We start from the raw sequence: 25,121 nt of genomic DNA on the forward strand, positions 1-25,121 counted from the left end.
CTTACTCTTGACACCCCACTTGGGCGACTCATACCGTCCCTTTTAACAATTTCGGCGTTAAGTTAACACTCAAGCAACATGGAGGTGGGGTATGGGCTCCGTGCGGCCTTACGGCCTGTCCTGCGACCACCGCGCGACGCCGCTCGGCACGGAGGTAGGCACCGGCGCCTCCGCACCGCTGCTGTCCTGGCGGCTCAGCGGCGCCGACCCGGTGGCCTGCCTCGTGGAGGTGGACGGCCTGTGGTCGAGCGGCCGGCTGGACGATCCCGCCGCGATCGGCGTCAGATACGCCGGGCCGCCGCTGCGCCCACGCACCCGTTACACCTGGCAGGTCACGCTCTGGGCCGGCGACGGCACGTCGAGCACCGCACGCTCGTGGTTCGAGACCGGGCAGGACGCATGGACGGCATCCTGGATCGCGGCCGACCCCGACGCTGTCGAGCACGTCGATCCGCCCACCGAAGGCGACCTGGCGCTGCGCGACCACGGCCTGTCGGCCTGCCCGCAGCTGCGCCGCGCCTTCGAGCCCCGCTCACCGGTGGCGGCGGCCCGGCTGTACATCAGCGCGAAGGGGCTCTACGAGGCCAGGATCAACGGCCACCGCGCGGGTGACGCCGAGCTGGCCCCCGGCTGGACGGACTACCGCCGGCGCATCCAGTACCAGACCTACGACGTGACGAGCTGTCTCACCGAGGGTGAGAACGTGCTGGCCGTCACGCTCGCCGACGGCTGGTGGAGCGGATTCGCCGGGTTCGACCCGCGCCGTCCCGGCTACCACTACGGCACGTTCCCCGAGCTCATCGCCGAGCTGCACCTCACCTACGCCGACGGCACGGCCGAGGTCGTGGCCACCGGCCCTGCTGAGGGTGTCGCCTCCGGCAACGGCTGGCGCGCCGGCCGCGGCCACGTCCGCTACGCCGACCTGCTCAAGGGTGAGTGCCACGACCTGCGCGCCGCCACGACCGGCTGGCAGCTGCCCGGGTTCGACGACTCCTCCTGGAGCCCGGCCGTGGTCACCGGCCACGACCACGCGCCGCTGGTGCCGTCGCCGGACGAGCCCGTCAGGGCGGTCCGCGAACTGGCCCCGGTCTCCGTCACCCGCACCGGCCCCGGCACCCACCTGGTCGACTTCGGGCAGAACCTGGTAGGCCGCGTCCGCGTGGCCGTACCGGCTCTGGAGCCTGGCGCGCGGGTGACGATCAGGCACGCGGAGACGCTCGACGCCGCGGGCCGCCTGGACACCGCGAACCTGCGCACGGCCGACGCGACCGACGTGCTGATCAGCGCGGGACCCGCCACCGTCTTCGAGCCCGGCTTCACCTACCACGGCTTCCGCTACGCCGAGATCACCGGCGTTGAGCACCTCGGCGAGGTCACCGCCGTGGTCCTGCACAGCGACACCCCCTGGACGGGCACGTTCGAATGCTCCGACCCGGAGCTCGACCGGCTCCAGCGGAACATCGAGTGGGGGCAGCGCGGCAACTTCGTCAGCGTCCCGACCGACTGCCCGCAGCGCGACGAGCGGCTCGGCTGGCTGGCCGACGCGCAGGTGTTCCTGCCGACCGCCTGCCTCAACGCCGACGTGGCCGCGTTCTTCGCCAAGTGGCTGCGGGACGTGCGCGACGCGCAGACCCCGCAGGGCGGCTTCCCCAACGTCGCGCCCCGGCTGAGCGGCGTCGCCGAGGAGGGCGCGCCCGGCTGGGCGGACGCCGGAGTCCTGATCCCCTGGCACCTGTACCGCGTGTACGGCGACGCCCGCTTCCTCGACGTCGACTCGATGGCCGCCTGGGTCGACTTCGTCCAACGGCACAACCCGGATCTGATCTGGCGTGCCAGAACCGGGCCGCACTACGCCGACTGGCTGTCGCCCGGCCCCGCCACCCCGCGCGAGCTGCTGGCCACGGCCTTCTTCCACCGCAGCGCCGACCTGACCGCCAGGGCCGCCCAGATCCACGGCCGGACCGCCGACGCGGAGCGCCTGAGGACGCTCGCGGACGACATTCGCACCGCCTTCATTAAAACGTTCGCATCGGCTTCGGGGAGGCTCACGGGCGACACCCAGACCGGGTACCTGCTGGCCCTCGCCTTCGGCCTGCTGCCGCCGGAGTGGACAGCTCCCGCCGCGCGCCGGCTCGCCGAGCTGGTCGAGGAGCACGGCCCGCAGACCGGCTTCCTGGGCGTGAACCTGCTCTGCCCCATCCTGTCCGAGCACGGCCGCGACGACCTCGCGCACGCGCTGCTGAACCGTACCGCCCCGCCGTCCTGGCGCTACCAGGTACGGCACGGCGCCACCACGATCTGGGAGCGGTGGGACGGCGCCGGCGCCCCCTCGATGAACTCCTTCAACCACTACGCGTTCGGCTCGGTCGGCGAATGGCTGTACGGCGGCGTCGCCGGCATCGGCCAGGCGCCGGACTCCGTCGCCTACCGGGAGCTGGTGATCCGCCCGCTGCCCGGCGAACTGACCTGGGCGCGAGCCTCTTACGAGTCGGTACGCGGCCGTATCGCCGTGGCGTGGGAGCGCGCCGGCGGGGACTTCCACCTCGCCGTGACCGTCCCGCCCGGCGCGACCGCCACCGTCCATCTGCCCGACGGGCAGATCCACCAGGTGCCCTCGGGGGATCACACCTTTCGCACGACCGAGGAGACGACAGCATGACCGATCTGCGCGACGCCAGAATGAGCCGCACCCAGTTCTTCCGCATGATGGGCGGCCTGGCGGTGGCGGCGGCCGCCACCGCCTGCTCCACCAAGCCGGACACCGCCGCCACCACCGGTGGCCAGAGCACCACGACCGAGCTGAGGTTCGTCGGCGTCGCCGACCAGAAGGCGCCGATGGACAGCCTGCTGGCCGCCTACCAGCAGGCCAAGCCGTCGGTGCGGATCAACGCCTCCTTCGCGCCCACCGACCAGGTGCAGACCTCCGTGCGCACCCAGCTCGGCGCGGGCAACGCGCCCGACCTGCACGTGGTGTACCCGGGCAGCGGCAGTGCGATGTCGATGTCCCAGATCGTGCAGGCCGGCCTGCTGGCCGACCTGTCCGCCCAGCCGTGGACGCAGACGATCCCCGCCGGGTTCAAGCCCGCCTTCCAGCTCGACGGCAAGACCTACATCTACTCCGCCGGATCCTCGGTCATCGGCGCGATCTACAACAAGAAGGCCTTCGAGAAGGCGGGGGTGGAGGCGCCGCCGGCCACCTGGACCGAGTTCCTCGCCGTGTGCGACAAGCTGAAGAAGGCCGGCATCACCCCGATCGCGCTGGGCGCGCAGACGGCGTGGGTAACCCAGCTGATCACGTACGCGCTGGTGCCCTCGACCGTCTACGCCAAGGACCCGACCTTCGACGACAAGCAGCTCGCCGGTCAGGCCACCTTCGCCGACTCCGGCTGGCGCCAGGCCATGGAGATGTACCTGGAGCTGCAGAAGCGCGGCTTCTTCAACGACAAGCCGAACGGCACCACGTTCGAGCAGCAGATCTCCATGGTGGCCACCGGCAAGGCCGCCATGGCGGTCCAGGTGTCGGCCGTGCTGCCCGACTTCCGCAAGGCGGCGTCCGCCCCCGATGACCTGTCGATGTTCCCGGTGCCGGGAGCCGACGACGCCGCCTCGGTCTGGATCCCCGCCGGCGTCGTCGTCGGGCTGGGGGCCAGCGCCAAGGGCAAGAACGTGGAGGAGGCCAAGGCGTTCATCGACTTCCTCGGCAAGCAGGAGAACATCAACGCCTGGGCCAAGGCCATCGCCGCCATCCCGCTCACCCAGGACGCGGGCTCGACCATCGACCCGGCCGTGGAGTCGTTCCTGCCGTTCACCAAGGATCGGGCGGTGCCGTTCATGGACCAGCGCTGGCCCAACGCCGAGGTCCAGCCGGTGCACTTCGCGGTCGTGCAGGAGCTGCTCGCGGGCAAGGCCACGATCGACGAGGCGCTGAAGAAGATGGACGAGGCCTACCAGAAGTGACCCCCATCGCCACCGCGAAGTCCGCCCGGCCGCGCCCGGCCTCCCCCCGGAGGCCGGGCCGGCGGCGGCGCTTCAGCGTCATCACCCCGTCCTGGCTCTTCGCCGCGCCCGCCCTGTTCGTCTACGCGCTGGTGGTGCTCTATCCCGCCATCAGCGGCGTGTTCTACGCCTTCACCGACTGGAGCGGGATCGGCGAGGACATGTCCTTCGTCGGGCTGGCCAACTTCCGCACCCTGCTGGACGACGAGCAGGCCATGGGCTCGATCGGCAACACGCTGCTGCTCACCGTGGCCATCGTGGCCGTGCAGAACGGCATCGGGCTGCTGCTGGCCCTGGGCGTGCACGCCAAGCTCAGAAGCAGGGCGCTGCTCCGGGTGATCTTCTTCGCGCCCGTGGTCGTCAGCCCGGTGATGGTGGCGTTCCTGTGGAAGTACATCTACAACCCCGATCCGTCGGCGGGCCTGAACGGGCTGCTCGGCCTGGACGTGAACTGGCTGGGTGACCCGTCGGTCGCGCTGTGGTCGGTCGCGGGCATGGTCGTGTGGCAGTACGCCGGCTACTCCATGGTCATCTTCCTGGCCGGGCTGGAGGGCGTACCGAAGGAGCTGCACGAGGCGGCGATGATCGACGGCGCGGGCACCTTCCAGCGCTTCCGTTACGTCACCTGGCCGCTGCTCGCCCCGGCCCTGACGATCAACATGATGCTCTCCACGATCGGCGGGCTCAAGCTGTTCGACCAGATCTTCGCCACGACGAACGGCGGCCCCGGCTACGCCACGGAGACGCTGTCCACGGTGCTGTACAAGCAGGCGTTCGTCTTCGGCAAGTTCGGCTACAGCACCGCCATCGCCCTCGTGCTCGCCCTGTTCGTGGCGGCCGTCTCCCTCGTCCAGGTCTACTACCTGCGCAACCGCGAGGTGACCGCGTGAGAAGAACGTTCCTGCTCGAAATCGTCATGATCGCGGCGGCGGTGGCCTTCCTCTTCCCCGTCTACACGCTGGTCGCGCTGTCCCTGAAGGACCCGGCGCAGATCTCGCAGACGCCGCTGGCCCTGCCCGCCCCGCCCACCCTGGACAACTTCGCCAACGCCTGGTCGGCGGCGGCGCTCGGCCCGTCGCTGATGAACAGCACCGTGATCACCGTGGTCAGCCTGATCGCGCTGATCGCCCTCGGCTCGTTCGCCGCCTACTACCTGGCCCGGGTGAAGAGCCGCCTCGGCTACGGCCTGTACATCCTGTTCCTGCTGGGCATCGTGCTGCCGTTCCAGCTCGGCATGATCCCGCTGTACGAGCTGGTGACCGACCTGGGCCTGATCGGCACGCACACCGGAATGATCATCTTCTACACCGGCATCCAGCTCCCGTTCACCGTCTTCCTCTACACCGGCTTCATCCGCGCGCTGCCCGCCGACTACGCCAGCGCCGCCCAGATCGACGGCGCCTCCCAGCTGACCGCGTTCACCCGGGTGGTCTTCCCGCTGCTGCGGCCGATCACCGGCACCGTGCTGATCCTCAACGCGGTCTTCATCTGGAACGACTTCTTCACCCCGCTGCTCTACCTCGGCGGCTCGGGCTTCGAGACGGTCCCGGTCAGCGTCTTCGCCTTCGTCGGTCAGTACGTCTCCGACCACGGCCTGGTCTTCGCCGGGCTGGTCCTGGGCGCGCTGCCGATCGTGGCGGTCTTCCTGGTGCTGCAGCGCTACGTCATCAAGGGCTTCGCCAGCGGGCTCAAGGGATGAACGTCTTCGACGTGCTCCGCGAGCCGCCCGCCTCCCACTCGCCGGCGGCCATCTGGTGGTGGAGCGGCGAGCCGCTGCGCCGGGACCGGCTGCGCTGGCAGATGGAGCGCCTGGTCGCCGGGGGTGTGCGCAACCTCGTCATCCTGAACCTGGCCCCGTCCGGACCGCTGTTCGGCGCCGACGCCGACGACCCGCCGTTCCTGTCCGAGGCGTGGTGGCGGCTGCTCGACGAGGTCTGCGCCGACGCCGCCGACCTGGGCGCCTACCTGTGGTTCTACGACCAGCTCGGCTTCTCCGGCGCCGACCTGCAGGCGCGCCTGGTGCTGGAGCATCCGGAGTTCGCCGGGCAGTGGCTGGCCGCCGACGGGTCGGTCTCCGTCCGCGGTTTCGACTACCTGTCCCGTACGGCCTGCGCGGTGCTGCTCGACCGGGTGCACGGGGAGTTCGAGCGCCGCCTCGGCCACTGGTTCGGCAAGGTGATCGCCGGGTCGTTCCAGGACGAGCTGCCGACCCTGCCCACCTGGTCGGCCTCCTTCGCCGAGGAGTACGCGGCCAGGCGCGGCCGGGAGTTCTCGGTCGCCGACCCCGACTGGCAGGCGTACCAGGTCACCCGCGCCGAGCTGGCCGAGGAGGCGTTCTTCCGCCCGCTCGCCGCCTGGCACGAACGCAACGGGCTGCTCAACGGGTGCGACCAGCAGGACCCGGCCCGCGCCGGGCATCCCGTCGACGGCGTGCGACTCTACGCCGACTACGCCCGTACCCACCGCTGGTTCAGCGCGCCCGGATCCGACCACCACGGCGACGCGCGCCTGCACTCCTCGCTCGCCCACCTGTACGGCAGGCCCCGGACCTGGATCGAGGCCTTCCACTCCAGCGGGTGGGGCGGCACGCTGGAGGAGACCTTCGACTGGTTGCTGCCCTGGCTGCGGGCCGGCGCCACCCTCTACAACCCGCACGCGGTCTATTACACGACCAGGAGCGGCTGGTGGGAGTGGGCGCCGCCGTCCACCGACTGGCGCCAGCCGTACTGGCGGCACCACCGCGTCTTCGCGGACGCGGTCACCCGGCTGTGCGCCGCGCTGTCGCTGGGCCGGCACGCCTGCGACGTCGCCGTGCTGCTCCCCACCACGACCGCGCAGGCGGGTGTCGCGGGCACGGCGGACCCCAGCCCGGACGGTGACGCGGGGCGGGCGCAGACGGTGTACCGGGAGATCGTCGGCGACATGGCGTGGTTCGCGACCGTCCCCGGCGCGCTGGACCGGCTCTGCCTCGACGCCGACGTGATCGACGACGACTCGGTGCGGCGCGCGGCCGTGACCGGCGGGCGGCTGACGGTCTCCACCGAGGCCTACCGGGCTCTCGTCCTGCCCGCCGTCACCGTCATCGACGAGGACGTCGTGGCCAGGCTCGACGAGTTCGTCAGCGGCGGCGGCCTGCTGATCGCGGTGGCCGCGCTGCCGGACTCGCCACGGCTGCGGGCTCGGTTCGAGACGGGTGACGCCCTGTACGTCGAGTCGAGCGAGCGGCTCGGCGAGGCGCTGGCCGGGCTCGTCCGCCGGGTCGAGGCGCCGGTGCCGCCGCTGGTGCGTGAGGTCGACGACACCACGCTGGTGTTCCTCACCGCCACGTCCCCCATGGCCAGCCGGATCGGGGTGGGCCGGCCCGAGGAACGCGGCGTGGAGCTGGGCTGGCTGGACGCCGCCATCGACTTCGACCCCGGCAGGTACGCGCGCGAGATGCGGGTCAAGGTCAGGGGCGTCTCGGGCACCCCGTTGCTGGCCGGCCTGTTCGGCGGCGAGCCGAGGGCGTTGCCGTACACGATGGACGGCGACGCGGTGGAGGTCGTGGTGCCCTTCGACGACGCGCCCGCCGCGCTGCTCGTGTTCGACGGAAGTCACGTCCCCGTCGGCCCCCCGCCCGCGCCGTACCTCCAAGAGATCGACCTGGGCGAGGAGTGGGCCGTCGAGCTCGTCCCGACGCTGGACGACACCTGGTCGGACTTCGGCAGCCGCGCCACCGTCGAACGCTGGACGCTGCGCACACCCGACGGGGAGACGGTGCACGCGACGTTCGGCCCCCGTGGGGAGCAGCGGGTCGGCGACGGCCCGTGGACGCCCTCGGTCTGGTCGGACTCGCGCGGGCTGCGCAAGGACCCGATCCACCGTGACACGCTGGGCCCGAAAGGGCACGTACCAGGGGATTTCCTCGCCTTCGGCCGGGTCGAGGCGGGCGGGCGGGCCCGTTTCCGCAGCCTGCTCACCGTGCCCGAGGGGCGGCAGGCGTGGCTGGCCGTCGGCGCCGGCGCCGCGAAGACCGTGTGGCTGGACGGCGACGAGCAGCCGCTCGACGACGCGGGCTACGCCGCGGTGTCGCTGTCGCCGCTCACGCCCGGCGACCACGCGCTGGAGCTGCTGCTCGTTCCCGACGAGGAGCTCGACCTGCGGGCCTACGTCTGCCTGGTGGCCGATCCCGCCGACGCGGTCCGGCCCGAGTGGATCGGCGGCTCACCGCTGGAGACGACGGTGCGCGTCGGCCGGCCCGAACTGATCCAGGTCGCCTCGACCGCGCCCTGCGTCCTGTACGTCAACGGCGAGGAAGCGGGCAGGCAGGGCGGTTTCGACCCGTACGAGGAGGCGGACATCCCCCGGGTGCGCCGCTACGACGTGGCCCACCTGCTGCGGCCCGGCGACAACACCATCCGGGTGGAGTCCGACGGCTGGGTGCTGGTCGACGGGCTGGTCGTCTCCGGTCCCGGCTGGTCGTCCCGGCCGCGCGTACGGCGACGCCAGCACGGTGACCCGGCGGCGCTGTACCTGCGCCCCCGGCCGCACCCACTGCCCGAGGCGGGCTGGCTGGACGGCCGCCCGGCCGCGCTGCCCGCCGGGTTCGCGGTGCCGGGAGGCCGATCCGGCGTCGAGCGCTTCCTGCTGGACCCGCCGCCGGGGGTGACCGGCATCCAGGTGGACGCGGCGGGCTCCGTGGAGATCGTCGACGGCCGCGAGCTGAGGGTGACGACGACCCCCGGCGCCCGTTCCGGCGCGGCGCTGACCGGACCGGTCCGCTTCACCTGCGGGCCCGGCCGGATGCGGCTCGGCGACTGGGAGGAGCACGGGCTGGCGGGCTACAGCGGCGGCGTCCGCTACCGCACCACGGTCAACGCCACGGCCGGTCCCGGCCTGATCGATCTGGGCCGGGTCCGGGGCACCGCCGAGGTGACCGTGAACGGGCGGCCCTGCGGGATCAGGGTGTGCTCGCCGTACACCTTCGACGTCCGGCTCGACGACGGCGACAACACGATCGAGATCCTGGTCCTCGGCACCCTCGCCCCCTACCTGGACGAGGTGAGCCCCACCCACTTCGTCTTCCCCGGGCAACGGGTCACCGGCCTGTTCGGACCCGTACGCCTGCGCCTGCCCTGAGCCGCCGGAGGCCGCTCACCGACCGGGGAGGGCGGCGCCGGTGCGGCGGTCCTCCGCCAGGAAGGCCAGGTTTTCGTTGATCAGGAGGTCAAGGGCCTCTCTGGCGGCGGTCAGGTCGTCGATCGCGGAGGAAAGGCGGCCTCGCTCCTGATGCATCGCGGTCAAGGCCTGCCGGGCGCCTTCGCTGCTGGGCTCCGCCATGCAGGGAACCATCTGGGCGATGGTCCGGCTGGGCACGCCCGCCGCCAGGAACTTCTGGATCAGCGTCACCCGCTGGACGTGACCGTCGTCGTAGTGCCGCTGGCCGTTGAGGTGCCTCGTGCTGACCAGCAAGCCCTGCTGCTCGTAGTAGCGCAGTGAGCGACGGCTCGCCCCTGTCCGGGCGGACAGCTCACCGATCCGCATCTCACACCCCTCATGTGCGTTGGGTCACAACGGCTTGCCCGTGACATCGATGTCAGCATTTAGCGTAGCCCGTGGTCAGCGACCCGGCGTCCGGTCGCCGGCCTTTCGCTTCCGTGAGCACGAAAGAGGACAGGCATGATCAAATTCGCTTTCCTGATCAACCGTATCCAGGGAATGACCTTCGAGGAATTCGTCGATTATCACCGGAACCGTCACGCCCCGCTGTTCACCTCCATTCCTGAAGCGCGGCAGCTGGTGAAGAAGTACACCGTCTCGCACCCGGTGCCCGCTGATGGCTATCCGAGTCCGGCCTACGACGGGCTGACCGAGATCTGGTTCGAAAGCTGGGCCGATCACGACGCCTTCTTCGCGTCCGACAACTACAGGAAGCTGGTGAACCCGGACGAGAGTGTGTTCATCGATATGAGTTCGGTCGCGGTGATGGTCACCGAAGAGAGAATCGTCATCTAGCTCGGCTTCGGCCGTGGGCGGTCAGGTCCGGGCCTGGGGCTGGTGAGGCTCCAGCTCGCGAGCAGGTCCAGAGCCCGTTTCGACGGTGATCCCGCCTCGGCGGTGTAAGCGTACAGGGTCGTGTCGGGGTCCCCGGGCGGCGAGAGAGTCTCGTACTCGACCGTCAGTTCGCCGACCAGAGGGTGGCGGAGGCGCTTGGAACCGTGGGTGCGCTGGTGCACGCGGTGCTGCTCCCACCACTGGTCGAACTCGGGGCTGCGGGCGCGCAGGTCGTCGACCAGGGCGATCGTGGCCTGGTCGTCAGGGTCGCGGCCGACCTCGAACCGCAGACTCTCGACCGCGGCCCGCGCCTGGTCGGCCCAGTCGACGAACAAGGAGCGGGCGTCGTCGTCGAGGAACATCCAGCGTGCGTAGTTGCGCTGCCGGGGCGGCAACTGCTCGAAGTCGGTGAACAGCGCCTTGGCCATCTGGTTGGCGGCGAGGACGTCGGTGCGGCGTCCCAGGACGAGGGCGGGCTCGCCGTCGAGGGCGTCGAGGAGCTGGTAGAGGCCGGGACGGACCCGCTGGACGCTGGGGGGACGCCGGCGGGCCGGCGCCGCGGTCACGCCGATGAGGTCCTGGAGATGGGCGCGTCCCGCGGCGTCGAGCCCCAGGGCGCGGCCGAGGGCTTCGACGACGGCGGGCGACGGGACGATCGGCCGCCCCTGTTCGAGGCGGGCGTAGTAGTCGGTCGACACTCCGGCCAGGAGGGCGACTTCCTCGCGGCGCAGGCCCGGCACCCGGCGGACGCGGCCGTCCGGTGGAAGGCCGGCTCGTGAGGGGTCGCCCTGGCTACGGGCTCGTCTCAGGAAATCAGCCAGTTCACGGTTGGTCTTAGCCACATCACCAGTGTCCCCGACGCCGGGGCGTTCCAGACTGGCCCTGTGCGTCCTAGGTTGCTCCGTCCGCGGTCGTACAGGGCTCGATATGCGCCTCTACAGCGAGGTGGGCCGGACCAAGCTGGATGACGTACCGGCCCCGAGAACCGCTCGGGGCGGCCCACAGATAGGGACGATCATGGCTATTCCTGCGATCTGGTTCGTCACCGGCACCTCCCGCGGCCTGGGGCTCGAACTGGTCAGGCAACTGCTGGCGCGCGGTGACAGCGTCGCCGCCACGACCCGCTCGGCCGAGCGGCTGCTCGCGGCGCTCGGCGACGTCGACACCGCCCGCCTTCTCCCGCTCACCGTCGACCTGCGCGACGAGGCGGCGGTCAAGCAGGCCGTACGGGAGACCACCGAGCGCTTCGGCGGCCTGGACCGCGTCGTCAACAACGCGGGCTACGGATTCCTGGCCGCGGTGGAGGAGACCAGCGACCGCGACATCCGCGACATGCTCGACGTCCAGGTCGTCGGCGTGTGGAACGTGCTCCGTGCCACGCTGCCCGTCCTGCGCGAGCAGCGCGGCGGCCACATCGTCAACGTGTCGTCGATCCTGGGCCTGACCGCCGTCCCGGGCTGGGCGCTGTACAGCGCGGGGAAGTTCGCGCTGGAAGGGCTCAGCGAGGCCCTTGCCGCCGAGGTGGCGGACTTCGGCGTCAAGGTCACCATCGTCGAACCCGGCTACTTCCGCACGGACTTCCTCACCGAGGACTCGCTCGCCCTGCCCGCCGACACCACCGAGCACTACCCGGCCATCCGCGAGATGGTCGCCGACCACCTCAAGCTCCAGGGCAGCCAGCTCGGCGACCCGGTCAAGGGCGCGGAGGCGATCATCGGCCAGGTCGTGGCCGGCGACGGCCCGCTGCGCCAGTTGCTCGGCTCGGACGCCCACGCCTACGCCACCGCCAAGGTCAAGGCCCTCCAGGACAACCTCGACGCCACCGCCCTCAGCGCACCCGCCACCGACTTCCCAGCCGCCTGACTCTCAGGCATGTGTGTACTGTTGCCGCTGTGAACGCCGAGTCCCGGTCGGGTGCTGATCTCCTGGTCACGGCTGCTGAGATCGCGAGATCGGTGGGTGTGACGCGGGCCGCGGTCTCCGGCTGGCGCAGGCGCCACGCCGACTTTCCCGCTCCGGTGGGAGGCGGCACACGCAACGCCCTGTTCGCCCTGTCCGAGGTGCACACCTGGCTGGACCGGCGGCGTAGGAGCGACCCCGGGGCGGTGCTCCTCTGGGAGACTCTGCGGCGGGCGTACGGAGACGACATGACGCGCGGCGTCGCCGATATCGCGGACCTTTTCGTCACCGGCGCCGCCGCGTCTCTCGACGACGAGATCGCATCGCAGGCCACCGGTCTGGCCGCCGAAAGCTCACCGTCCGAGGTGGTCGCGGGGCTGACGGCACGTCTCGCCGGTTCGGCGGTTCCGGGGCACGTCACCGGTCCTCGCCTGGTCCGCGCCGTGAAGCACTTCGCGGGCCGGGCACACGGCGTCGTCTTCGACCCGGCCTGCGGCATCGGATCCTTGCTCCTGGCGCTCGGCGACGGCTGCGGCGTGGCCGGTCAGGAGCTCGACCCGGCCGCCGCCCGGCTGGCCGGGTCGCGCGCACGACTCGCCGGGCGGGGAGACGTGACGATCAGAACGGGCGATTCCCTGCGCGCGGACGGCTGGCCGGAGCTGCGTGCGCCCCTCGTGGTCTGCGATCCGCCGGTGAACGCGCCCGACTGGGGCCGCGAAGACCTGCTGCTCGACGCCCGCTGGGAGCTCGGCGTCCCCACCCGGGCGGGGGGCGAGCTGGCCTGGCTGCAGCACTGCTACGCGCACGTCGCGCCGGCGGGCAGGGCGATCCTGGTGATGCCGCCCGCCGTCGCCCACCGCGAGGCAGGCCGCCACATCCGCGCGGAGCTCGTACGACGCGGCCTCCTCACCCAGCTCGTCGCCCTGCCCCCGGGGATGGCCGCCGAGCACGATCAGCCCGTGCACCTGTGGCTGCTGGCCCGACCGGCCTCCCCTGACGACGCGGTCTCCTCCGTACGCATGGTGGATCTCACGGCCGACGACCCCGACGGCCCGCTCACGCCCACTCCCGGCCAGGTGGTGGACGTACCCCTGGTCGAGCTGCTCGACGAGACGGTCGACCTCACCCCCGCGCGCCACGTCGCGGCCTCCCGCAGCGACCGGCTCGCGCAGTACGCGTCCCTGCGCGAGGACCTGGCGCACCGGCTCCACGAAGTGCTGACCCTGCTACCACCCCTCACCGCCGGCCCCGGCACGCTCGACGGCGCGCGGATGAGCATCGAGGATCAGCGGCTGTACGGCGCCGCCTTCCGCGCGCTCGACGAGTTCGAACGGCAGGTCAAGGAGCTCGCTGACCTGGGGGAGCAGGCCGCTTCGATGGCGCGCGACGGCCTCACCAGCGGCGCGATACGCCCTCAGTGAGGCAGGAACGAGCCGGCCGTCCCACTCCAGGACACCTGCGGCGGCTCACGAGCACGGCTGGTCAACGACCGTTAAGTGCCCGTGTACAAACTGATCGTCAGGTCGATTGGGGGTGCCGTTAAGAACCAGCAGCAGGGCAGGCCCGCTCTTGCGTGAGAACGACCTCTCAGCGCCCAGGTCCTGATGCTTCCCTGACGTCGCCCGCGGCCGGATCATCCGAGACGCGGAAGGTGCGCCGGTACGCCGATGGGGCGACCCCTGTCTCCGCTGCCAGGTGCCGCCGCAGCGAGGTGGCGGTGGCGAAGCCGACCTCGTGGGCGACCCGTTCCACCGGCAGGTCGCTGGACTCCAACAGGTGCCGCGCCCGCCTCAGCCGCTGCTGGGTCAGCCAGCGGCCGGGGCTCAGACCGGTCTCTTGCCGGAAGCGTCGGGAGAAGGTGCGGGTGCTCATCGCCGCGTGCGCGGCCAACTCCTCCAGCGGCAGCGGCAGTTCCAGCCGCTGCAGCGCCCAGTCGCGGGTCGGTCCTGTGCCGGTTTCGCTCGCCGGCGGCAGCGGCCGCTCGATGTACTGCGCCTGCCCGCCGTCCCGGTACGGCGGCACGACGCAGCGTCGGGCGACCTGGTTGGCGACCTCGCTGCCGTGGTCCTGGCGCACCAGGTGCAGGCAGATGTCGACACCGCTCGCCGCCCCCGCGGAGGTCAGTACGTCACCGTGGTCGACGAAGAGCACGCCGACATCGAGCTCGACCCGGGGGAACAGTTCCTGGAAGATGTCGGTGAGCTCCCAGTGGGTGGTGGCTCGGCGTCCGTCCAGGAGACCGGCGGCGGCCAGCAGGAAAGCGCCGGTGCAGATGGACACCAGGCGGGTGCCGGGGCGGACACGGGACAGGGCGGCCAGGGCCTGCGGGTCCGGGGCGGCGGCCGAGGCCGGCGAGATCCCGTACGGAGGGATGATCACGGTGTCCGCCTCGGCCAGCACCTCGGGACCGTGCCCGGGGGTGACGGTCAGGTCCGCGTCGGTACGTACGGGTCGCCCGTCCACGCTCGCGGACAGCACCTCGTAGCGGCCATCGGCGGATCCCAGGACCCGGTGCGGGATGCCGAGTTCGAAGGGGTAGACGCCGTCGAGGGCAAGGACGACGACCTTGTGCGCGCCGGGCCGCGGGGCCGGGTCCAGTTCGGCCGCGCGAACAGCGAGGTCACGGGCCCGGGCGGACGCGGGGAGGGCGTGGGGGACGCGGTGGGCGGCAGGGTCGACGGACATGGCAAGAATGTATCGGAGGCTGACCTTCTTGCCATCGCCCCGGGCTGGACCGTAGGGCCAGGATCGAGGCATGACTCCGACGGACACCCCTGACAATCTCAGCTCCCCGGGCCCCGCTGCCCCGCACAGCGCCCCTGTGATGCTCGCCCTGCACCAGACGGCCCTCGGCGGCCCGGAGGTTCTGCGGTTGACCGAGCTTCCGCGGCCCGCGCCCGGCCCCGGGGAGATCCTCGTCGCCGTGCACGCGGCCGGACTCAACCCCACGGACTTCAAGCACCGCGCCCTGAGTATCTTCCTGCCACCCCCGCCGCTGATCCTCGGCTGGGACGTCTCCGGCACCGTGGTGGAGAGCGGCCCGGGCGTCACCCTCTTCCAGCCCGGTGACGAGGTGTTCGGCATGCTGCCCTACCCGTATGGAGCCGGCTCCCACGCCGAGTACGTGACCGGTCCCACCCGCGCCTTCGTCGCCAAGCCCACCGGGATCGACCACATCCAGGCGGCCGCTCTGCCGCTGGCCGCGCTCACCGCCTGGCAGGCCCTCGTCGAGACCGCGGGCCTGCGGGCCGGGCAGCGGGTGCTGATCCACGCCGCGGCCGGCGGTGTCGGTCACCTCGCCGTACAGATCGCCAAGGAACGCCGGGCTCATGTCACCGGGACGGCGAGCGCCCCCAAGCATGCTTTCCTGCGCGAGCTCGGCGCGGATGCCTGCATCGACCACCACTCCGAGGACTTCACCGACACCGAGGAGCGCTACGACGTCGTCCTCGACGCCCTCGGCGGGGAGACCGCCACCCGTTCCGTGGGCGTGCTCCGCCCCGGCGGCGTCCTCATCTCCCTGGTGCCGGGCGCCGAGGACACCCGAGCCGCGGCCGAGAAGGCACAGGTCCGCGCCGTCACCCTGATCGTTGAGCACGACCAGGCCGGGATGCGTGCCATCGCCGACCTCGTCGACCGGGGCAGGCTCCGCGCCCACGTCTCCGCCACCTTCCCCCTCGCCGAAGGCGCCCGGGCCCACGTTCTGGGGGAAACGGGCCGCACCACGGGCAAGCTGGTCATCACCGTGCGCTGAGGCGGATGGCTCCGGCGCAGGCGGTGGCTGTGTCCCATGCCGAGCGTGCTCCGACGGTCCGCGCCCACGCCTCAAGAGGAAAAAACTCCCGACGCCTGAAGACGGCAGGGAGCTCGAACCGGACGCCAGGAAGTCGGCGGGCAAGTTGCGCCACTTGCAGCCGTTGTCGGCCACATACCGGATGGCATCCATGATCAGGCGACGGCAGTATCGCTCCGCTGCAGCATCACCGCGTTGGGGCCGACGGTCACCCGCTCCTCGGGTCCGGGTGGCAGGACAGCCCATGGGCTGGGCTCTCCTCCTGACATCTCCTCATCGACGCCGATATCAAAGATCCCGTACAAGTCTTTGGCAGCGTCTTCTTCGGTGAAAAAAGCGATCATTTCGGCGATGATCTTCATCCTCTCTTTTCATGAGGGCCGCCCGGGGCGTGTTAAGCCCTGGGCGGCCTCAGTGACTTCCCAACGTCAGCCGATCGGTTGGCGCCGGACTCCGAAAATTTCGGGAACTCACAGAAATATCTCATTGATCTTTCACTTAACAAGAGTTGACTGTAAGAGAAAACATCTCCCGGAGCACCATCAAGGAGGCAGACGTGAACCCGATCCCCCGTGCCGCCAGGCTGGCACTCGGCGCGACCGCCGGGCTGGCGCTCGTGCTGTCCAGCACCACAGCGGCCACGGCGTCGACGTGGGAGCTGGACGATATGGACCAGCGGATCTGCATCCACACGACCGACGGCCACTGGACGTATTTCCTGGTCCAGATCAACGGGAGTTGGTCGAAGGTCATCCAGAGCAAGCTGGAGAACCTGCCTCCCGGTTTCACCAGCAATGACGGACTGCTGGTCGGACCCGGCTCCAACCCCACCCACCCCGGCGGACAGGCGATAGTACAGAGCCTCATCGAGATGAAGGTCGCGCCACTCCCGGTGGGGGTCTACACCGCGTCACTGACAGCCACGGATGGAACGGAGACCCAGTCCGTCCCCGTCACGATCAACGTGAAGGTGCGCTGCTACTAGCGTCGCCCCCCGCACATGCCGGCAGGCCCGCGCGGCCGCCACGACGCCATTCGTCGCGTCGGCGGTCGCCGCGGTGCTGTTGCCGACGACAGGTTCGCGTCCGCGGTATGGCCCACCGGCGGGCTCATAGCACCCATCTATCCGGTCATAAGATCGGCGGCATGGCACTGCGACTTGTTCAGGTCAATTTCAAGGCTCGGGATGACGCGGCGCTCGGCCGGTTCTGGGCGGAGGCGCTCGGCTGGAGTGTTTCCAGCGAGGGACCCGGCGTGACCAACCTCGCACCCGAGGGCTTCGCCTGGCCGGACCCCGACGCCTTCTACATCGATCTCGTCACCGTCCCGGACCCCGAAACGGTGCAGTACCGCGTGCACCTCGACCTCGCCACCACCTCTGCCGCGCATCAGGCGGAGTTGGTGGCGCGGCTGAAGGAGCTCGGTGCGACGCCGGCCGATGTGGGCCAGGGCGACGTGCCGTGGACGGTCCTGGCCGACCCGGAGGGCAACGTGTTCTGCGTGCTGGAGCCTCGGGAGACCTACCGGGACACCGGACCGATCGCCGCGGTGGTGGTCGACTGCGCCGATCCGCGGGCCGTGGCCCGGTTCTGGGACGAGGCGCTGGACTGGACCCTGCACGAGGTCACCGACGATCATGCGCGGCTGCGCTCCGCCAGGGGGGTGGGCCCGTATCTGGAGCTCCTTCGCAGGCCCGGCGTGCAGACCGTGGGGAACCGCATTCATCTCGACCTGCTGCCCTATCCCGTTGAAGGTCAGAAGGCGGAGGTGGCCCGGCTACGGGCTCTGGGCGCCACCGCCGCCGACGTCGGCCAGGGTGATGTTCCGTGGGTGGTTCTGGCCGACCCGGAGGGCAACGAGTTCTGCGTCCTCGGACGGGGCTGACGCAGGGTTTCTCCACCTGCGGCTCGCACTTCCACGTGCGCGAAGACGACGTTCGTCGAGCAGATCCCAGGGCTGACCGTCCGATACGGCCGCCACCTGGCCGCGAGTTCATCCCGGTGTCGAGTGCGCCGGCTGAGTCCGCAACCTGGTCAGCATGCTGACGTTGAGCGCGGTCAAGGTGTCAGCGGGCCCCTCGCCGAGCCGGTGCCTGTCCCTGCGCGACGATCGGTCCAAGGAGATCGATTCGTCGGCAGTTTGTGTCGGTGGGCTCTGCCATGATCGCCGAATGATCACGCCCCCTGGCGATTACGCCTGGTTCACCGACTCCGGTCTCGCGGAGGCCTTCAGCTTCATCTTCGTCCGTGGGCTCACACCTGAGGAGCTTATTGTCCGAATGGGCGGCCGAGCGGAAAAGTTCTCCTGGACGACGCTCGATGATGCGATGGATGTCGGCTTCCATTACGGCTCCGAGACCGAATTCGTCGCGGTCACGGCCATCGACGACTGGGCGTTCGTCGCGCAGTCCAACAGTTACCTGGGCGCGGACGACACGTTCATCGTGCCGCTGTCGGCGGGCACCCGCCTGGTTTCCCTTTATCGCCTCGACATCAAGGGCTTGGAGGAGTTCCGCTGGGTGGAGGACGGGGACATCCGGTTCGCTTTCTGGGCACAGGAGGGCTACTCCGAGGTTCCCGGCGAACTCGTGGAGACCATGAAGCAGATCGACCACGACTATGGGGACAACCATGAGCTCTACAGGGGGCCAGGGCTCGTCCTGATCGAGCGCCTCACCGGAATCAAGCTCTCGCCCCAGGTCCTGGAGGGGTCCACGTACCTGTCCGGGGTCATTTCCAGGTCACCGACCACTACCTGAGCGTTCGCGAAGATATCGAGGGGAGCCTCATGACGGACCGTGACAGGTTCGACCAGTGGTCGTATTTCGAGGAGCGAGATCTGGCGGGCGCGTTCGTGTGCTCGTGGGTCGAGGCGCCCGACCACCGCGCGGTGGTCACCAGGCTGCGAGCGGAGGAGGAGACGCTCGCCTGCGACCTGAACCAGGCGCGGCGATGGCATCACCCTCTCTCCCAGGAGGACGTCGTGTGGGTGGCCGACCAGAGCCCCGGCTGGGTCAAGCTCTTCGCCCTGTCCGGATCGTGCTTGTGGTGGGCTCTCGACTCGCTCCCGCAGCCGGGCGGCCGAGCCTTCTACCTCTCATATGACCAGGCCATCGGCCGGGTGAGCGATCCGGTCTATGTCGATGAGGGCCGCTGGCTGGACATGCCCCCGGACGTCTGGGACCGCCCGATGAAGGAGGGCGCGCACCTCGTCGGTTCCTCGGGCATCGCCCAGGAGATGAACCTGTTCCTCGCCGTGATGGGGTACACGACCGGCAGGTTCGTCGACGACACCTGGTTCACCACGCCGGGGCTGCTCTGCCGCATCCGGGACGGGACGTGGGCACCATGAGCGACCAGTGGGAGTTCCTGCTCGGCGCGGGACTGGGCCGTGGGTTCACCGGCACCTGGGTCGAGTCGGGCGACGCCGAAGCCGTGGCCATGTTGCTCGGCGCGGATCTCGCCTCCCGCCAGGACTGCGACCTGGCCACCGCGATGGCCCACTACCGGCCGATGGCCTTCACCGAACGCGTCTGGATCGGCCCCCACGCCGACGGATGGACGCACGCCCTCACCATCAGCGGCCCGCCCCCGGTGACCACGGGCCTGACGGAGGCGGGCCTGCGTTTCCTCCAGATCCGCACCATGGATGCCTACGTGCACGATCTCTTCTACGGTGACGGCGTCACGAACGCCTGGGCGCCCCAGCGGTGGTACGGCGAGATCATCACCGAACCCGGCTCCATGGTCGAGCCCTACCTCCGGGAAGCCGCCCCACCCGAGGTGCCCGCGGTCGTGCGCTCCGGATCCTGGATCACCGAACCCGAGGACCACAACCGGGCCTGCCTGGAGATCTATCTCTTCCTCACCGGGCGCATGAGCGGCCGGTTCATCGACCGCGCATGGCTGGACGAGAAGAGGGCCCTCTACACCCTCCCGCCGTCACCGGTGGGGTAGCAGACGGTCTACGGACGGTATCGCCGCCGGCAGCGTCTGGGAGTGCGGGCAGGCTGCTCGCCGAGCTGCAAGCGCCAGGACGCCGGGACGGCCAAGTCCAGAAGAAGCCGCCGGGGAACCCGCGAGCCGCGATGAGTTCTGCGGCGTCCGGCGGTCCTCCTGTCGTACCCGTCACCGAGGAGGACTTCTGATGCGCAGCGAGACCCATTCGATGAGCGTCTCCCTCGACGGCTACATGGCCGGGCCGGACGGCGACTTCGGTACTGGGAGACCGCCGACCAGGATCCATCGCTCGACGACTCAACGCTCGAGTGGGCCGCGCTCTGGAAGGCGCTCCCCAAGGTGGTGTTCTCCACCACGCTGCGGGCGGTGCAGGGAAATGCCCGCCTGGCCTTCTGCGGCCTGGCGGAGGACATCGAGCGGTTGCGGGCCGAGCCGGGGAGGGCGACATCGCGATCGGCGGCGCGACTCTCGCCGCCGAGGCGGCCGCGTCGGATCTGATCGACGAGTACCTGGCCAGGGTCTACCCGGTGCTGGTCGGCGGTAATATTCCGCTCTTTCCCCAGCGCGAGCGCCGGGTGGATCTCGAACTCGTCGAGACCCGTACCTTCAGCTCGAGAGTCGTCCACCTCCGCTACCGCGTGGCGCGCCGGGCCGTGTCATAGGCCGATCCGGTGGTGCGAGCCGGTGCCGCGCTTCGCCCCCCTCAAGTCCCGTTCGGGCCGTGGCCTGGGGGAAGAGGCAGGTCTCGCCGTCATGAACCGATTCGCCGGCTGGATCCAGCCCAGGCACGGCGCTCCGGGCGGTCGGCCTGGCTGTAGGTAAATCTCATTAACCTCAATAGGTAAATACTATTCACCTCCACAGGTAAATAGTGTTAACCTCGTGGCGTGATCGGCAGACGGCGCAGCACCGGGCAACACCATGGCGGCCTCCGCAAGGCGCTGGAGGAGGCGGCTCTCGCGCTCGTCGCCGAGCGTGGCCCGCATGGTTTCACCCTGGCCGAGGCCTGCCGCCGGGCAGGGGTGAGCGTCGCAGCGCCGTACAAGCACTTCGCCGACCGCGACGCCCTGCTCGTCTCGCTCGCCGTGAAGGGCTACCAGGAGCAGGATCGGCGCTTCACGGAGGCCTGCTCGGCGAGCGAGGACCCCACCGAGCAGCTGGCCGCCCTGGCCGCGGCGTACGTGCGCTTCGCCTACGAGGAGCAGGCGCTCTTCGACATCATGTTCAACGCGGGCCTGGACAAGACTCGGCATCCTGAGCTGGCCGAGGTGGTCCATGCCCTCTTCGACACCCTGCTGCCGATCGCCAGGCGTGTCACCGGCACGGAGGCCGCCGCCTTCGACCTGCTCATCTGCATGGCGTCTGCCGCCCACGGCCTCGCGTTCTTCCTGCAGGAGGGCCTCCCCGGCGACGTGCAGGCGCCCCTCGCGGCGGCCGAGGAGCGGGCGGCCCGCACCGCGCGGGCCCTCGTCGAGCAGCAGCTTCGCGAGGCGTCATCGCCCACGACGGAGGACTCGGAGCACGGCCGCGAGTCACCACGTTTTTCCTGCGGTTGAGCGCATCGCCGCCCCACGACAAATGATCATAGGAGGATCGGTGTCGTTGCATCCTGAGGTACGGCCGCGTCAGGCCGAGCACACGATGGAGACAAGGCTGCGGGTGAACGGTGCAGACCGGACACTCCAGCTCCCGCCACAGGTCAGCCTGCTCGACGCGCTCCGCGAGCACCTGGGCCTGACCGGCACGAAGAAGGGCTGCGACCAGGGCGCCTGCGGGGCGTGCACGGTGCTCGCCGACGGGGAGCGGATCAACTCCTGCCTGACCCTCGCCGTGCAGTACACCGGCCGCGAGATCACCACGATCGAAGGGGTCACCGACGGCGAGCTCCAGCGGGCGTTCGTCCGGCATGACGGCCTCCAGTGCGGCTACTGCACCTCCGGCCAGATCTGCTCCGCGATCGGCATGCTGGCCGAGCACGCCGCCGGCATGCCGAGCGCCGTGACCGCGCACCACCACGGCGACGCCGAGCTGACCGACGCCGAGCTGACCGATGCAGAGATCAGGGAGCGGATGAGCGGCAACCTGTGCCGCTGCGGCGCCTACAACGGCATCGTCGACGCCATCGCCGAGGTCGCCCGATGAGGTCCTTCTCGTACGTGAGCGCCCCCGACGTCGCCTCGGCCATCAGCGCGATCGGGGCCGGCCCCAACGCGAAGTTCATCGGCGGCGGGACGAACCTCGTCGATCTGATGCGCGAGGACATCGAGACGCCCGACACGGTCATCGACATCACCAGGCTTCCCCTGACCGGGATCGAGGAGCTGCCCGGCGGCGGCGTCCGGATCGGCGCGCTGGTCCGCAACAGCCACCTGGCCGCCGACCGGCTGATCAGGACCCGCTATCCGATGCTGTCCCAGGCACTGCTCAGCGGCGCGTCGGGGCAGCTGCGGAACATGGCGACCGTCGGCGGGAACCTGCTGCAGCGCACCCGCTGCGCCTACTTCTACGACTCGGCCGCAGCCTGCAACAAGCGCGAACCGGGCAGCGGCTGCGACGCCATCGGCGGGTTCAACCGTAATCTCGCCGTCCTGGGCGTGAGCGAGTCGTGCATCGCGACGAACCCCTCGGACATGTGCGTCGCGCTGGCCGCGCTCGACGCGATCGTCGAGGCGGAGAGCGTACGCGGAGTTCGCCGCATCGCGCTGGCCGACTTCCACCGGCTGCCGGGCAGCACACCGCACCTGGAGACCGAGCTGGCCGCCGACGAGCTGATCACGGCGGTCGAGCTGCCGGCCCTGCCGGTGGCGGCGAAGTCGCGCTACCGCAAGGTGCGGGATCGCTCCTCCTACGCCTTCGCCCTGGTCTCCGTCGCCGCGGCGCTGGACGTACGGGATGGCATGGTGTCGGAGGTCCGGCTGGCCCTCGGCGGGGTCGCCGCCAAGCCGTGGCGGGCGCACGAGGCGGAGCGGATCCTGCTCGGCGCGCCGGCCACCGAGGAGTCCTTCGAGCGGGCGGCGGCCGCGGAGCTCGGCGCCGCGATCGGCCGGCCGGGGAACGAGTTCAAGATCGAATTGGCTCGGCGCGCGATCGTGGCGACGCTGCGTGCGCTGGACGGGAGCGCGGCATGACCCAGACCCAGACGGAGAGCCCGCCCCGGAGCGGGGCGAAGGAACGCAGCGTCGGCAAGCCGATCGACCGGGTGGACGGCACGGCCAAGACGACCGGCACGGCCCGCTTCACGGCCGAATACCCCTATCCCGACCTCGCGCATGCCGCGCTGGCGCACGCGACGGTCGCCCGCGGCCGGATCACCGGGATCGACACGGCGGACGCGTCCGCCGTCGAAGGCGTGCTGGCGGTGCTCACCCATGAGAACGCGCCGGTGCTGAAACCGCCGCCCTCGCCGAGCCCGCTGAACCTGAGCAGCATGGTCTCCGGCGCGTCGCTCAACTACCTCAACACCGACGAGGTGCACTGGAACGGACAGCCGGTCGCGGTCGTCGTCGCGGAGACCCTGGACGCCGCCCGCCACGCCGCGCTCCTGGTCCGCGTCACCTACGACACGCTCCCCGCCACGGTGGACTTCGCGGCCGAAGAGAAGAACGCCAAGCCGCGCAAGGGCGACCTGATATCGCCCGGCGAAGTGAAGAAGGGCGACGCGGAGGCCGCGCTCGCGGCGGCGCCCGTCTCGGTGGACCTGCGGTTCACCACGCCGCCGTACCACCACAACGCGATCGAGCCGCACGCGACGACGGCGGCGTGGGACGGCGACCGGCTCACCGTCCACGACTCGACGCAGAGCATCGACTGGGTGCGCAAGCATCTCGCCCTGCGATTCGACGTGCCGGTGGCCGGGGTGCGGGTGATCGCGCCGTACGTCGGCGGCGGCTTCGGCGGCAAGGGCTCGGTCTGGGCCGGCACCATCCTCGCCGTGATGGCGGCACGGGTGACCGGCCGGCCGGTGCGGATGGTGCTCACCCGCGAGAGCATCTACCACACGGTCGGCGGACGCACCCCCTCGGTGCAGCGGGTCGCGCTCGGCGCGGACGCCGACGGCAGGATGACCGCCCTGATCCACACCAGCGTGACGCGGATCGGCAAGATCGGCGGCCGGCCCGAGCCGGTGACCACCGTGTCCGAGCACCTCTACGACGCCGCCGCCATCCTGCTCCAGCAGAACATCGTCGAGCTCGACCTGCTGTCGAACACGTTCATGCGCGCGCCCGGCGAGTCGATCGGCACGTTCGCGCTGGAGGCGGCCGTCGACGAGCTCGCCTGCGAGCTCGGCGTCGACCCGATCGAGCTGCGGATGCGCAACGAGCCCGCCAAGAATCCGATCGGCGGCCAGGACTTCTCGAACCGGATGCTCCGGGAGGCGTACGTGCTCGGGGCGGAGAAGTTCGGCTGGTCCCGGCGGACGCCGCAGCCGCGTTCGATGCGGGACGGCAGGTGGCTGGTCGGCATGGGCGTGGCGTCGGCGTATCATCCGCCCATCCAGCTGAACGCCAACATCACGGTGCGGCTGTCGATGGACGGCACCGTCGTGGTGCGGTGCGGCTTCCAGGAGATGGGGATGGGCGGGGCGACCGTACAGGGGCAGATCGCCGCCGACGCGCTCGGCGTGCCGTTCGCGTCCGTCAAGGTGGAGTACGGCGACTCGGAGCTGCCCATGGCGCCGATGGCCGGCGGAGCCACCCAGACCGCGAGCGTGGCCGCCGCCCTGCTGGCCGCGTGCGAGAAACTCAAGCGGTCGATGCACGCCCTGGCCAGACGGTCGAGCGAGTCGCCGCTGCGCGGCCGGCGCCTGGACCGTCTCGAAGCCCGCGACGGCGGCCTCTACCAGGTCGGCGAGCCGGGCCTGGGGGAGAAGTACACCGACATTCTCGGGCGGGCGGGCCGGCCCTCGGTCGAGGCCGCCGTCGGGTCCGACACCGGGCTCGGGGCGGTGGCCGGACAGGTCCGTTTCATGGCGAAGTTCCTCCGGGACCGGCGACGTTGGGTGAAGGCCGCGACGGGGGCGCACTTCTGTGAGGTACGGGTGGATCCGGACACCGGCGAGGTACGCGTCTCCCGCTGGGTCGGCTCGTTCGACGTCGGTACGGTGATCAACCCGAAGACGGCGAGCAGCCAGCTCCGCGGCGGCATCGTGATGGGGATCGGCATGGCGATGAGCGAGCACACGCTCATCGACCCGCGCACCGGCCGGATCATGAACCCGAGCCTGTCCGAGTACCACGTCCCGGTGCACGCCGACATCCCGCCGATCGACGTCCACTACCTGAACGAGCCCGACCCGACCATGCCGCTCGGGCTGCGCGGGCTGGGTGAGGTCGGCATCACCGGCGTCGCCGCCGCGGTCGCGAACGCCGTCCACCACGCGACCGGCAAACGCGTCCGCGACCTGCCCATCACCCTGGACAAGCTGCTGTGACGTCCACGGG

General features: G+C 70.6%; 23 protein-coding genes and 1 pseudogene. 19 read left to right on the forward strand and 5 right to left on the reverse strand.

Features of this window, described 5'->3' with window-relative positions; translation table 11 throughout:
• The first annotated feature begins 91 nt into the window (after positions 1–91).
• The 5 genes from ACTMTF_RS02880 to ACTMTF_RS02900 are packed head-to-tail and all read left to right on the forward strand — an operon-like array spanning position 92 to position 9,114.
• Complete coding sequence (locus ACTMTF_RS02880) at positions 92–2,659, forward strand: glycoside hydrolase family 78 protein (RefSeq protein WP_441109074.1); 2,568 nt, start codon at positions 92–94, stop codon at positions 2,657–2,659.
• The gene (locus tag ACTMTF_RS02885) at positions 2,656–3,957 is read left to right on the forward strand and encodes an extracellular solute-binding protein (protein ID WP_441109075.1); all 1,302 of its coding nucleotides are present in this window, start codon (positions 2,656–2,658) and stop codon (positions 3,955–3,957) included. The genes ACTMTF_RS02880 and ACTMTF_RS02885 overlap by 4 nt, the downstream gene beginning before the upstream one ends.
• Positions 3,954–4,886 carry a carbohydrate ABC transporter permease gene (locus ACTMTF_RS02890; protein WP_397000548.1) on the forward strand — a complete coding sequence of 311 codons (933 nt, stop codon included), beginning with the start codon at positions 3,954–3,956 and terminating at the stop codon, positions 4,884–4,886. Before ACTMTF_RS02885 ends, ACTMTF_RS02890 begins: the two co-directional genes overlap by 4 nt.
• Positions 4,883–5,695 (forward strand): carbohydrate ABC transporter permease, encoded by an 813-nt coding sequence (locus ACTMTF_RS02895; protein ID WP_397000546.1) that lies wholly within the window; start codon positions 4,883–4,885, stop codon positions 5,693–5,695. The genes ACTMTF_RS02890 and ACTMTF_RS02895 overlap by 4 nt, the downstream gene beginning before the upstream one ends.
• Positions 5,692–9,114: a hypothetical protein gene (locus ACTMTF_RS02900; RefSeq protein WP_441109076.1), complete on the forward strand. Its 3,423-nt coding sequence runs from the start codon at positions 5,692–5,694 to the stop codon at positions 9,112–9,114. The genes ACTMTF_RS02895 and ACTMTF_RS02900 overlap by 4 nt, the downstream gene beginning before the upstream one ends.
• Before the next feature lie 15 nt (positions 9,115–9,129).
• Here ACTMTF_RS02900 and ACTMTF_RS02905 read toward each other — a convergent pair whose 3' ends face one another.
• Positions 9,130–9,519, reverse strand: coding sequence for a MerR family transcriptional regulator (locus ACTMTF_RS02905; protein WP_441109077.1), 390 nt, complete (start codon positions 9,517–9,519; stop codon positions 9,130–9,132).
• Between the two features lie 135 nt (positions 9,520–9,654).
• On the opposite strand from ACTMTF_RS02905, the gene ACTMTF_RS02910 reads away from it, so the two are divergent.
• Positions 9,655–9,990 (forward strand): EthD domain-containing protein, encoded by a 336-nt coding sequence (locus ACTMTF_RS02910; RefSeq protein WP_441109078.1) that lies wholly within the window; start codon positions 9,655–9,657, stop codon positions 9,988–9,990.
• Here ACTMTF_RS02910 and ACTMTF_RS02915 read toward each other — a convergent pair.
• Positions 9,987–10,871 (reverse strand): helix-turn-helix transcriptional regulator, encoded by an 885-nt coding sequence (locus ACTMTF_RS02915; protein ID WP_441109079.1) that lies wholly within the window; start codon positions 10,869–10,871, stop codon positions 9,987–9,989. The genes ACTMTF_RS02910 and ACTMTF_RS02915 overlap by 4 nt on opposite strands.
• Positions 10,872–11,046: 175 nt before the next feature.
• Between ACTMTF_RS02915 and ACTMTF_RS02920 the strand changes: the two genes are divergently transcribed.
• Both ACTMTF_RS02920 and ACTMTF_RS02925 read left to right on the forward strand, forming a co-directional pair.
• Positions 11,047–11,892: an SDR family oxidoreductase gene (locus ACTMTF_RS02920; protein ID WP_441109080.1), complete on the forward strand. Its 846-nt coding sequence runs from the start codon at positions 11,047–11,049 to the stop codon at positions 11,890–11,892.
• Between the two features lie 29 nt (positions 11,893–11,921).
• Positions 11,922–13,349, forward strand: a complete 1,428-nt coding sequence (locus ACTMTF_RS02925; RefSeq protein WP_441109081.1) for an N-6 DNA methylase — start codon at positions 11,922–11,924, stop codon at positions 13,347–13,349.
• 166 nt (positions 13,350–13,515) lie between these two features.
• Here the strand turns inward: ACTMTF_RS02925 and ACTMTF_RS02930 are convergent, their stop codons facing one another.
• Positions 13,516–14,526 (reverse strand): GlxA family transcriptional regulator, encoded by a 1,011-nt coding sequence (locus tag ACTMTF_RS02930; RefSeq protein WP_441109814.1) that lies wholly within the window; start codon positions 14,524–14,526, stop codon positions 13,516–13,518.
• A 226-nt stretch (positions 14,527–14,752) separates the two neighbouring features.
• On the opposite strand from ACTMTF_RS02930, the gene ACTMTF_RS02935 reads away from it, so the two are divergent.
• Positions 14,753–15,682 carry an NADP-dependent oxidoreductase gene (locus tag ACTMTF_RS02935; protein ID WP_441109815.1) on the forward strand — a complete coding sequence of 310 codons (930 nt, stop codon included), beginning with the start codon at positions 14,753–14,755 and terminating at the stop codon, positions 15,680–15,682.
• Positions 15,683–15,811: 129 nt separating this feature from the next.
• Here the strand turns inward: ACTMTF_RS02935 and ACTMTF_RS02940 are convergent.
• Positions 15,812–15,898, reverse strand: a pseudogene (locus ACTMTF_RS02940) (transposase); the annotation flags it as partial.
• On the reverse strand, positions 15,877–16,083 hold the full coding sequence (locus tag ACTMTF_RS02945) for a hypothetical protein (RefSeq protein WP_441109082.1): 207 nt from the start codon (positions 16,081–16,083) through the stop codon (positions 15,877–15,879). The pseudogene ACTMTF_RS02940 and the gene ACTMTF_RS02945, both read right to left, overlap by 22 nt.
• A 194-nt stretch (positions 16,084–16,277) precedes the next feature.
• On the opposite strand from ACTMTF_RS02945, the gene ACTMTF_RS02950 reads away from it, so the two are divergent.
• The 10 genes from ACTMTF_RS02950 to ACTMTF_RS02995 all read left to right on the forward strand — a co-directional run bounded on the left by ACTMTF_RS02950 (position 16,278) and on the right by ACTMTF_RS02995 (position 25,111).
• Entirely contained in the window at positions 16,278–16,706 is a 429-nt protein-coding gene (locus ACTMTF_RS02950) for a DUF5980 family protein (protein WP_441109083.1), read from the forward strand.
• A gap of 161 nt (positions 16,707–16,867) precedes the next feature.
• Entirely contained in the window at positions 16,868–17,605 is a 738-nt protein-coding gene (locus ACTMTF_RS02955) for a VOC family protein (protein ID WP_441109084.1), read from the forward strand.
• 154 nt (positions 17,606–17,759) lie between these two features.
• Positions 17,760–18,479: a DUF6461 domain-containing protein gene (locus ACTMTF_RS02960; protein ID WP_441109085.1), complete on the forward strand. Its 720-nt coding sequence runs from the start codon at positions 17,760–17,762 to the stop codon at positions 18,477–18,479.
• Between the two features lie 29 nt (positions 18,480–18,508).
• Entirely contained in the window at positions 18,509–19,072 is a 564-nt protein-coding gene (locus ACTMTF_RS02965; RefSeq protein WP_441109086.1) for a hypothetical protein, read from the forward strand.
• Positions 19,069–19,677: a hypothetical protein gene (locus tag ACTMTF_RS02970; protein ID WP_441109087.1), complete on the forward strand. Its 609-nt coding sequence runs from the start codon at positions 19,069–19,071 to the stop codon at positions 19,675–19,677. The genes ACTMTF_RS02965 and ACTMTF_RS02970 overlap by 4 nt, the downstream gene beginning before the upstream one ends.
• Positions 19,678–19,988: 311 nt before the next feature.
• Positions 19,989–20,342 carry a dihydrofolate reductase family protein gene (locus ACTMTF_RS02975; RefSeq protein ID WP_441109088.1) on the forward strand — a complete coding sequence of 118 codons (354 nt, stop codon included), beginning with the start codon at positions 19,989–19,991 and terminating at the stop codon, positions 20,340–20,342.
• A gap of 225 nt (positions 20,343–20,567) precedes the next feature.
• Complete coding sequence (locus ACTMTF_RS02980) at positions 20,568–21,236, forward strand: TetR/AcrR family transcriptional regulator (protein WP_441109089.1); 669 nt, start codon at positions 20,568–20,570, stop codon at positions 21,234–21,236.
• An 85-nt stretch (positions 21,237–21,321) separates the two neighbouring features.
• On the forward strand, positions 21,322–21,822 hold the full coding sequence (locus ACTMTF_RS02985; RefSeq protein WP_441109816.1) for a (2Fe-2S)-binding protein: 501 nt from the start codon (positions 21,322–21,324) through the stop codon (positions 21,820–21,822).
• Positions 21,819–22,808 (forward strand): FAD binding domain-containing protein, encoded by a 990-nt coding sequence (locus ACTMTF_RS02990; RefSeq protein WP_441109090.1) that lies wholly within the window; start codon positions 21,819–21,821, stop codon positions 22,806–22,808. The genes ACTMTF_RS02985 and ACTMTF_RS02990 overlap by 4 nt, the downstream gene beginning before the upstream one ends.
• On the forward strand, positions 22,805–25,111 hold the full coding sequence (locus ACTMTF_RS02995; RefSeq protein WP_441109091.1) for a xanthine dehydrogenase family protein molybdopterin-binding subunit: 2,307 nt from the start codon (positions 22,805–22,807) through the stop codon (positions 25,109–25,111). The genes ACTMTF_RS02990 and ACTMTF_RS02995 overlap by 4 nt, the downstream gene beginning before the upstream one ends.
• Positions 25,112–25,121 lie beyond the last annotated feature (10 nt).

Source organism: Nonomuraea sp. ZG12 (assembly GCF_052068115.1).
In the GTDB taxonomy this organism is placed as follows: domain Bacteria; phylum Actinomycetota; class Actinomycetes; order Streptosporangiales; family Streptosporangiaceae; genus Nonomuraea.

Coding starts and splice junctions, on each gene's coding strand:
- ACTMTF_RS02970 (WP_441109087.1), top strand. CDS start 19,069: ATGAGCGACCAGTGGGAGTTCCTGCTCGGCGCGGGACTGGGCCGTGGG.
- ACTMTF_RS02960 (WP_441109085.1), top strand. CDS start 17,760: ATGCTGACGTTGAGCGCGGTCAAGGTGTCAGCGGGCCCCTCGCCGAGC.
- ACTMTF_RS02900 (WP_441109076.1), top strand. CDS start 5,692: ATGAACGTCTTCGACGTGCTCCGCGAGCCGCCCGCCTCCCACTCGCCG.
- ACTMTF_RS02935 (WP_441109815.1), top strand. CDS start 14,753: ATGCTCGCCCTGCACCAGACGGCCCTCGGCGGCCCGGAGGTTCTGCGG.
- ACTMTF_RS02885 (WP_441109075.1), top strand. CDS start 2,656: ATGACCGATCTGCGCGACGCCAGAATGAGCCGCACCCAGTTCTTCCGC.
- ACTMTF_RS02995 (WP_441109091.1), top strand. CDS start 22,805: ATGACCCAGACCCAGACGGAGAGCCCGCCCCGGAGCGGGGCGAAGGAA.
- ACTMTF_RS02965 (WP_441109086.1), top strand. CDS start 18,509: ATGACGGACCGTGACAGGTTCGACCAGTGGTCGTATTTCGAGGAGCGA.
- ACTMTF_RS02990 (WP_441109090.1), top strand. CDS start 21,819: ATGAGGTCCTTCTCGTACGTGAGCGCCCCCGACGTCGCCTCGGCCATC.
- ACTMTF_RS02945 (WP_441109082.1), bottom strand. CDS start 16,083: ATGAAGATCATCGCCGAAATGATCGCTTTTTTCACCGAAGAAGACGCT.
- ACTMTF_RS02985 (WP_441109816.1), top strand. CDS start 21,322: ATGGAGACAAGGCTGCGGGTGAACGGTGCAGACCGGACACTCCAGCTC.
- ACTMTF_RS02880 (WP_441109074.1), top strand. CDS start 92: ATGGGCTCCGTGCGGCCTTACGGCCTGTCCTGCGACCACCGCGCGACG.
- ACTMTF_RS02905 (WP_441109077.1), bottom strand. CDS start 9,519: ATGCGGATCGGTGAGCTGTCCGCCCGGACAGGGGCGAGCCGTCGCTCA.
- ACTMTF_RS02955 (WP_441109084.1), top strand. CDS start 16,868: ATGGCACTGCGACTTGTTCAGGTCAATTTCAAGGCTCGGGATGACGCG.
- ACTMTF_RS02910 (WP_441109078.1), top strand. CDS start 9,655: ATGATCAAATTCGCTTTCCTGATCAACCGTATCCAGGGAATGACCTTC.
- ACTMTF_RS02920 (WP_441109080.1), top strand. CDS start 11,047: ATGGCTATTCCTGCGATCTGGTTCGTCACCGGCACCTCCCGCGGCCTG.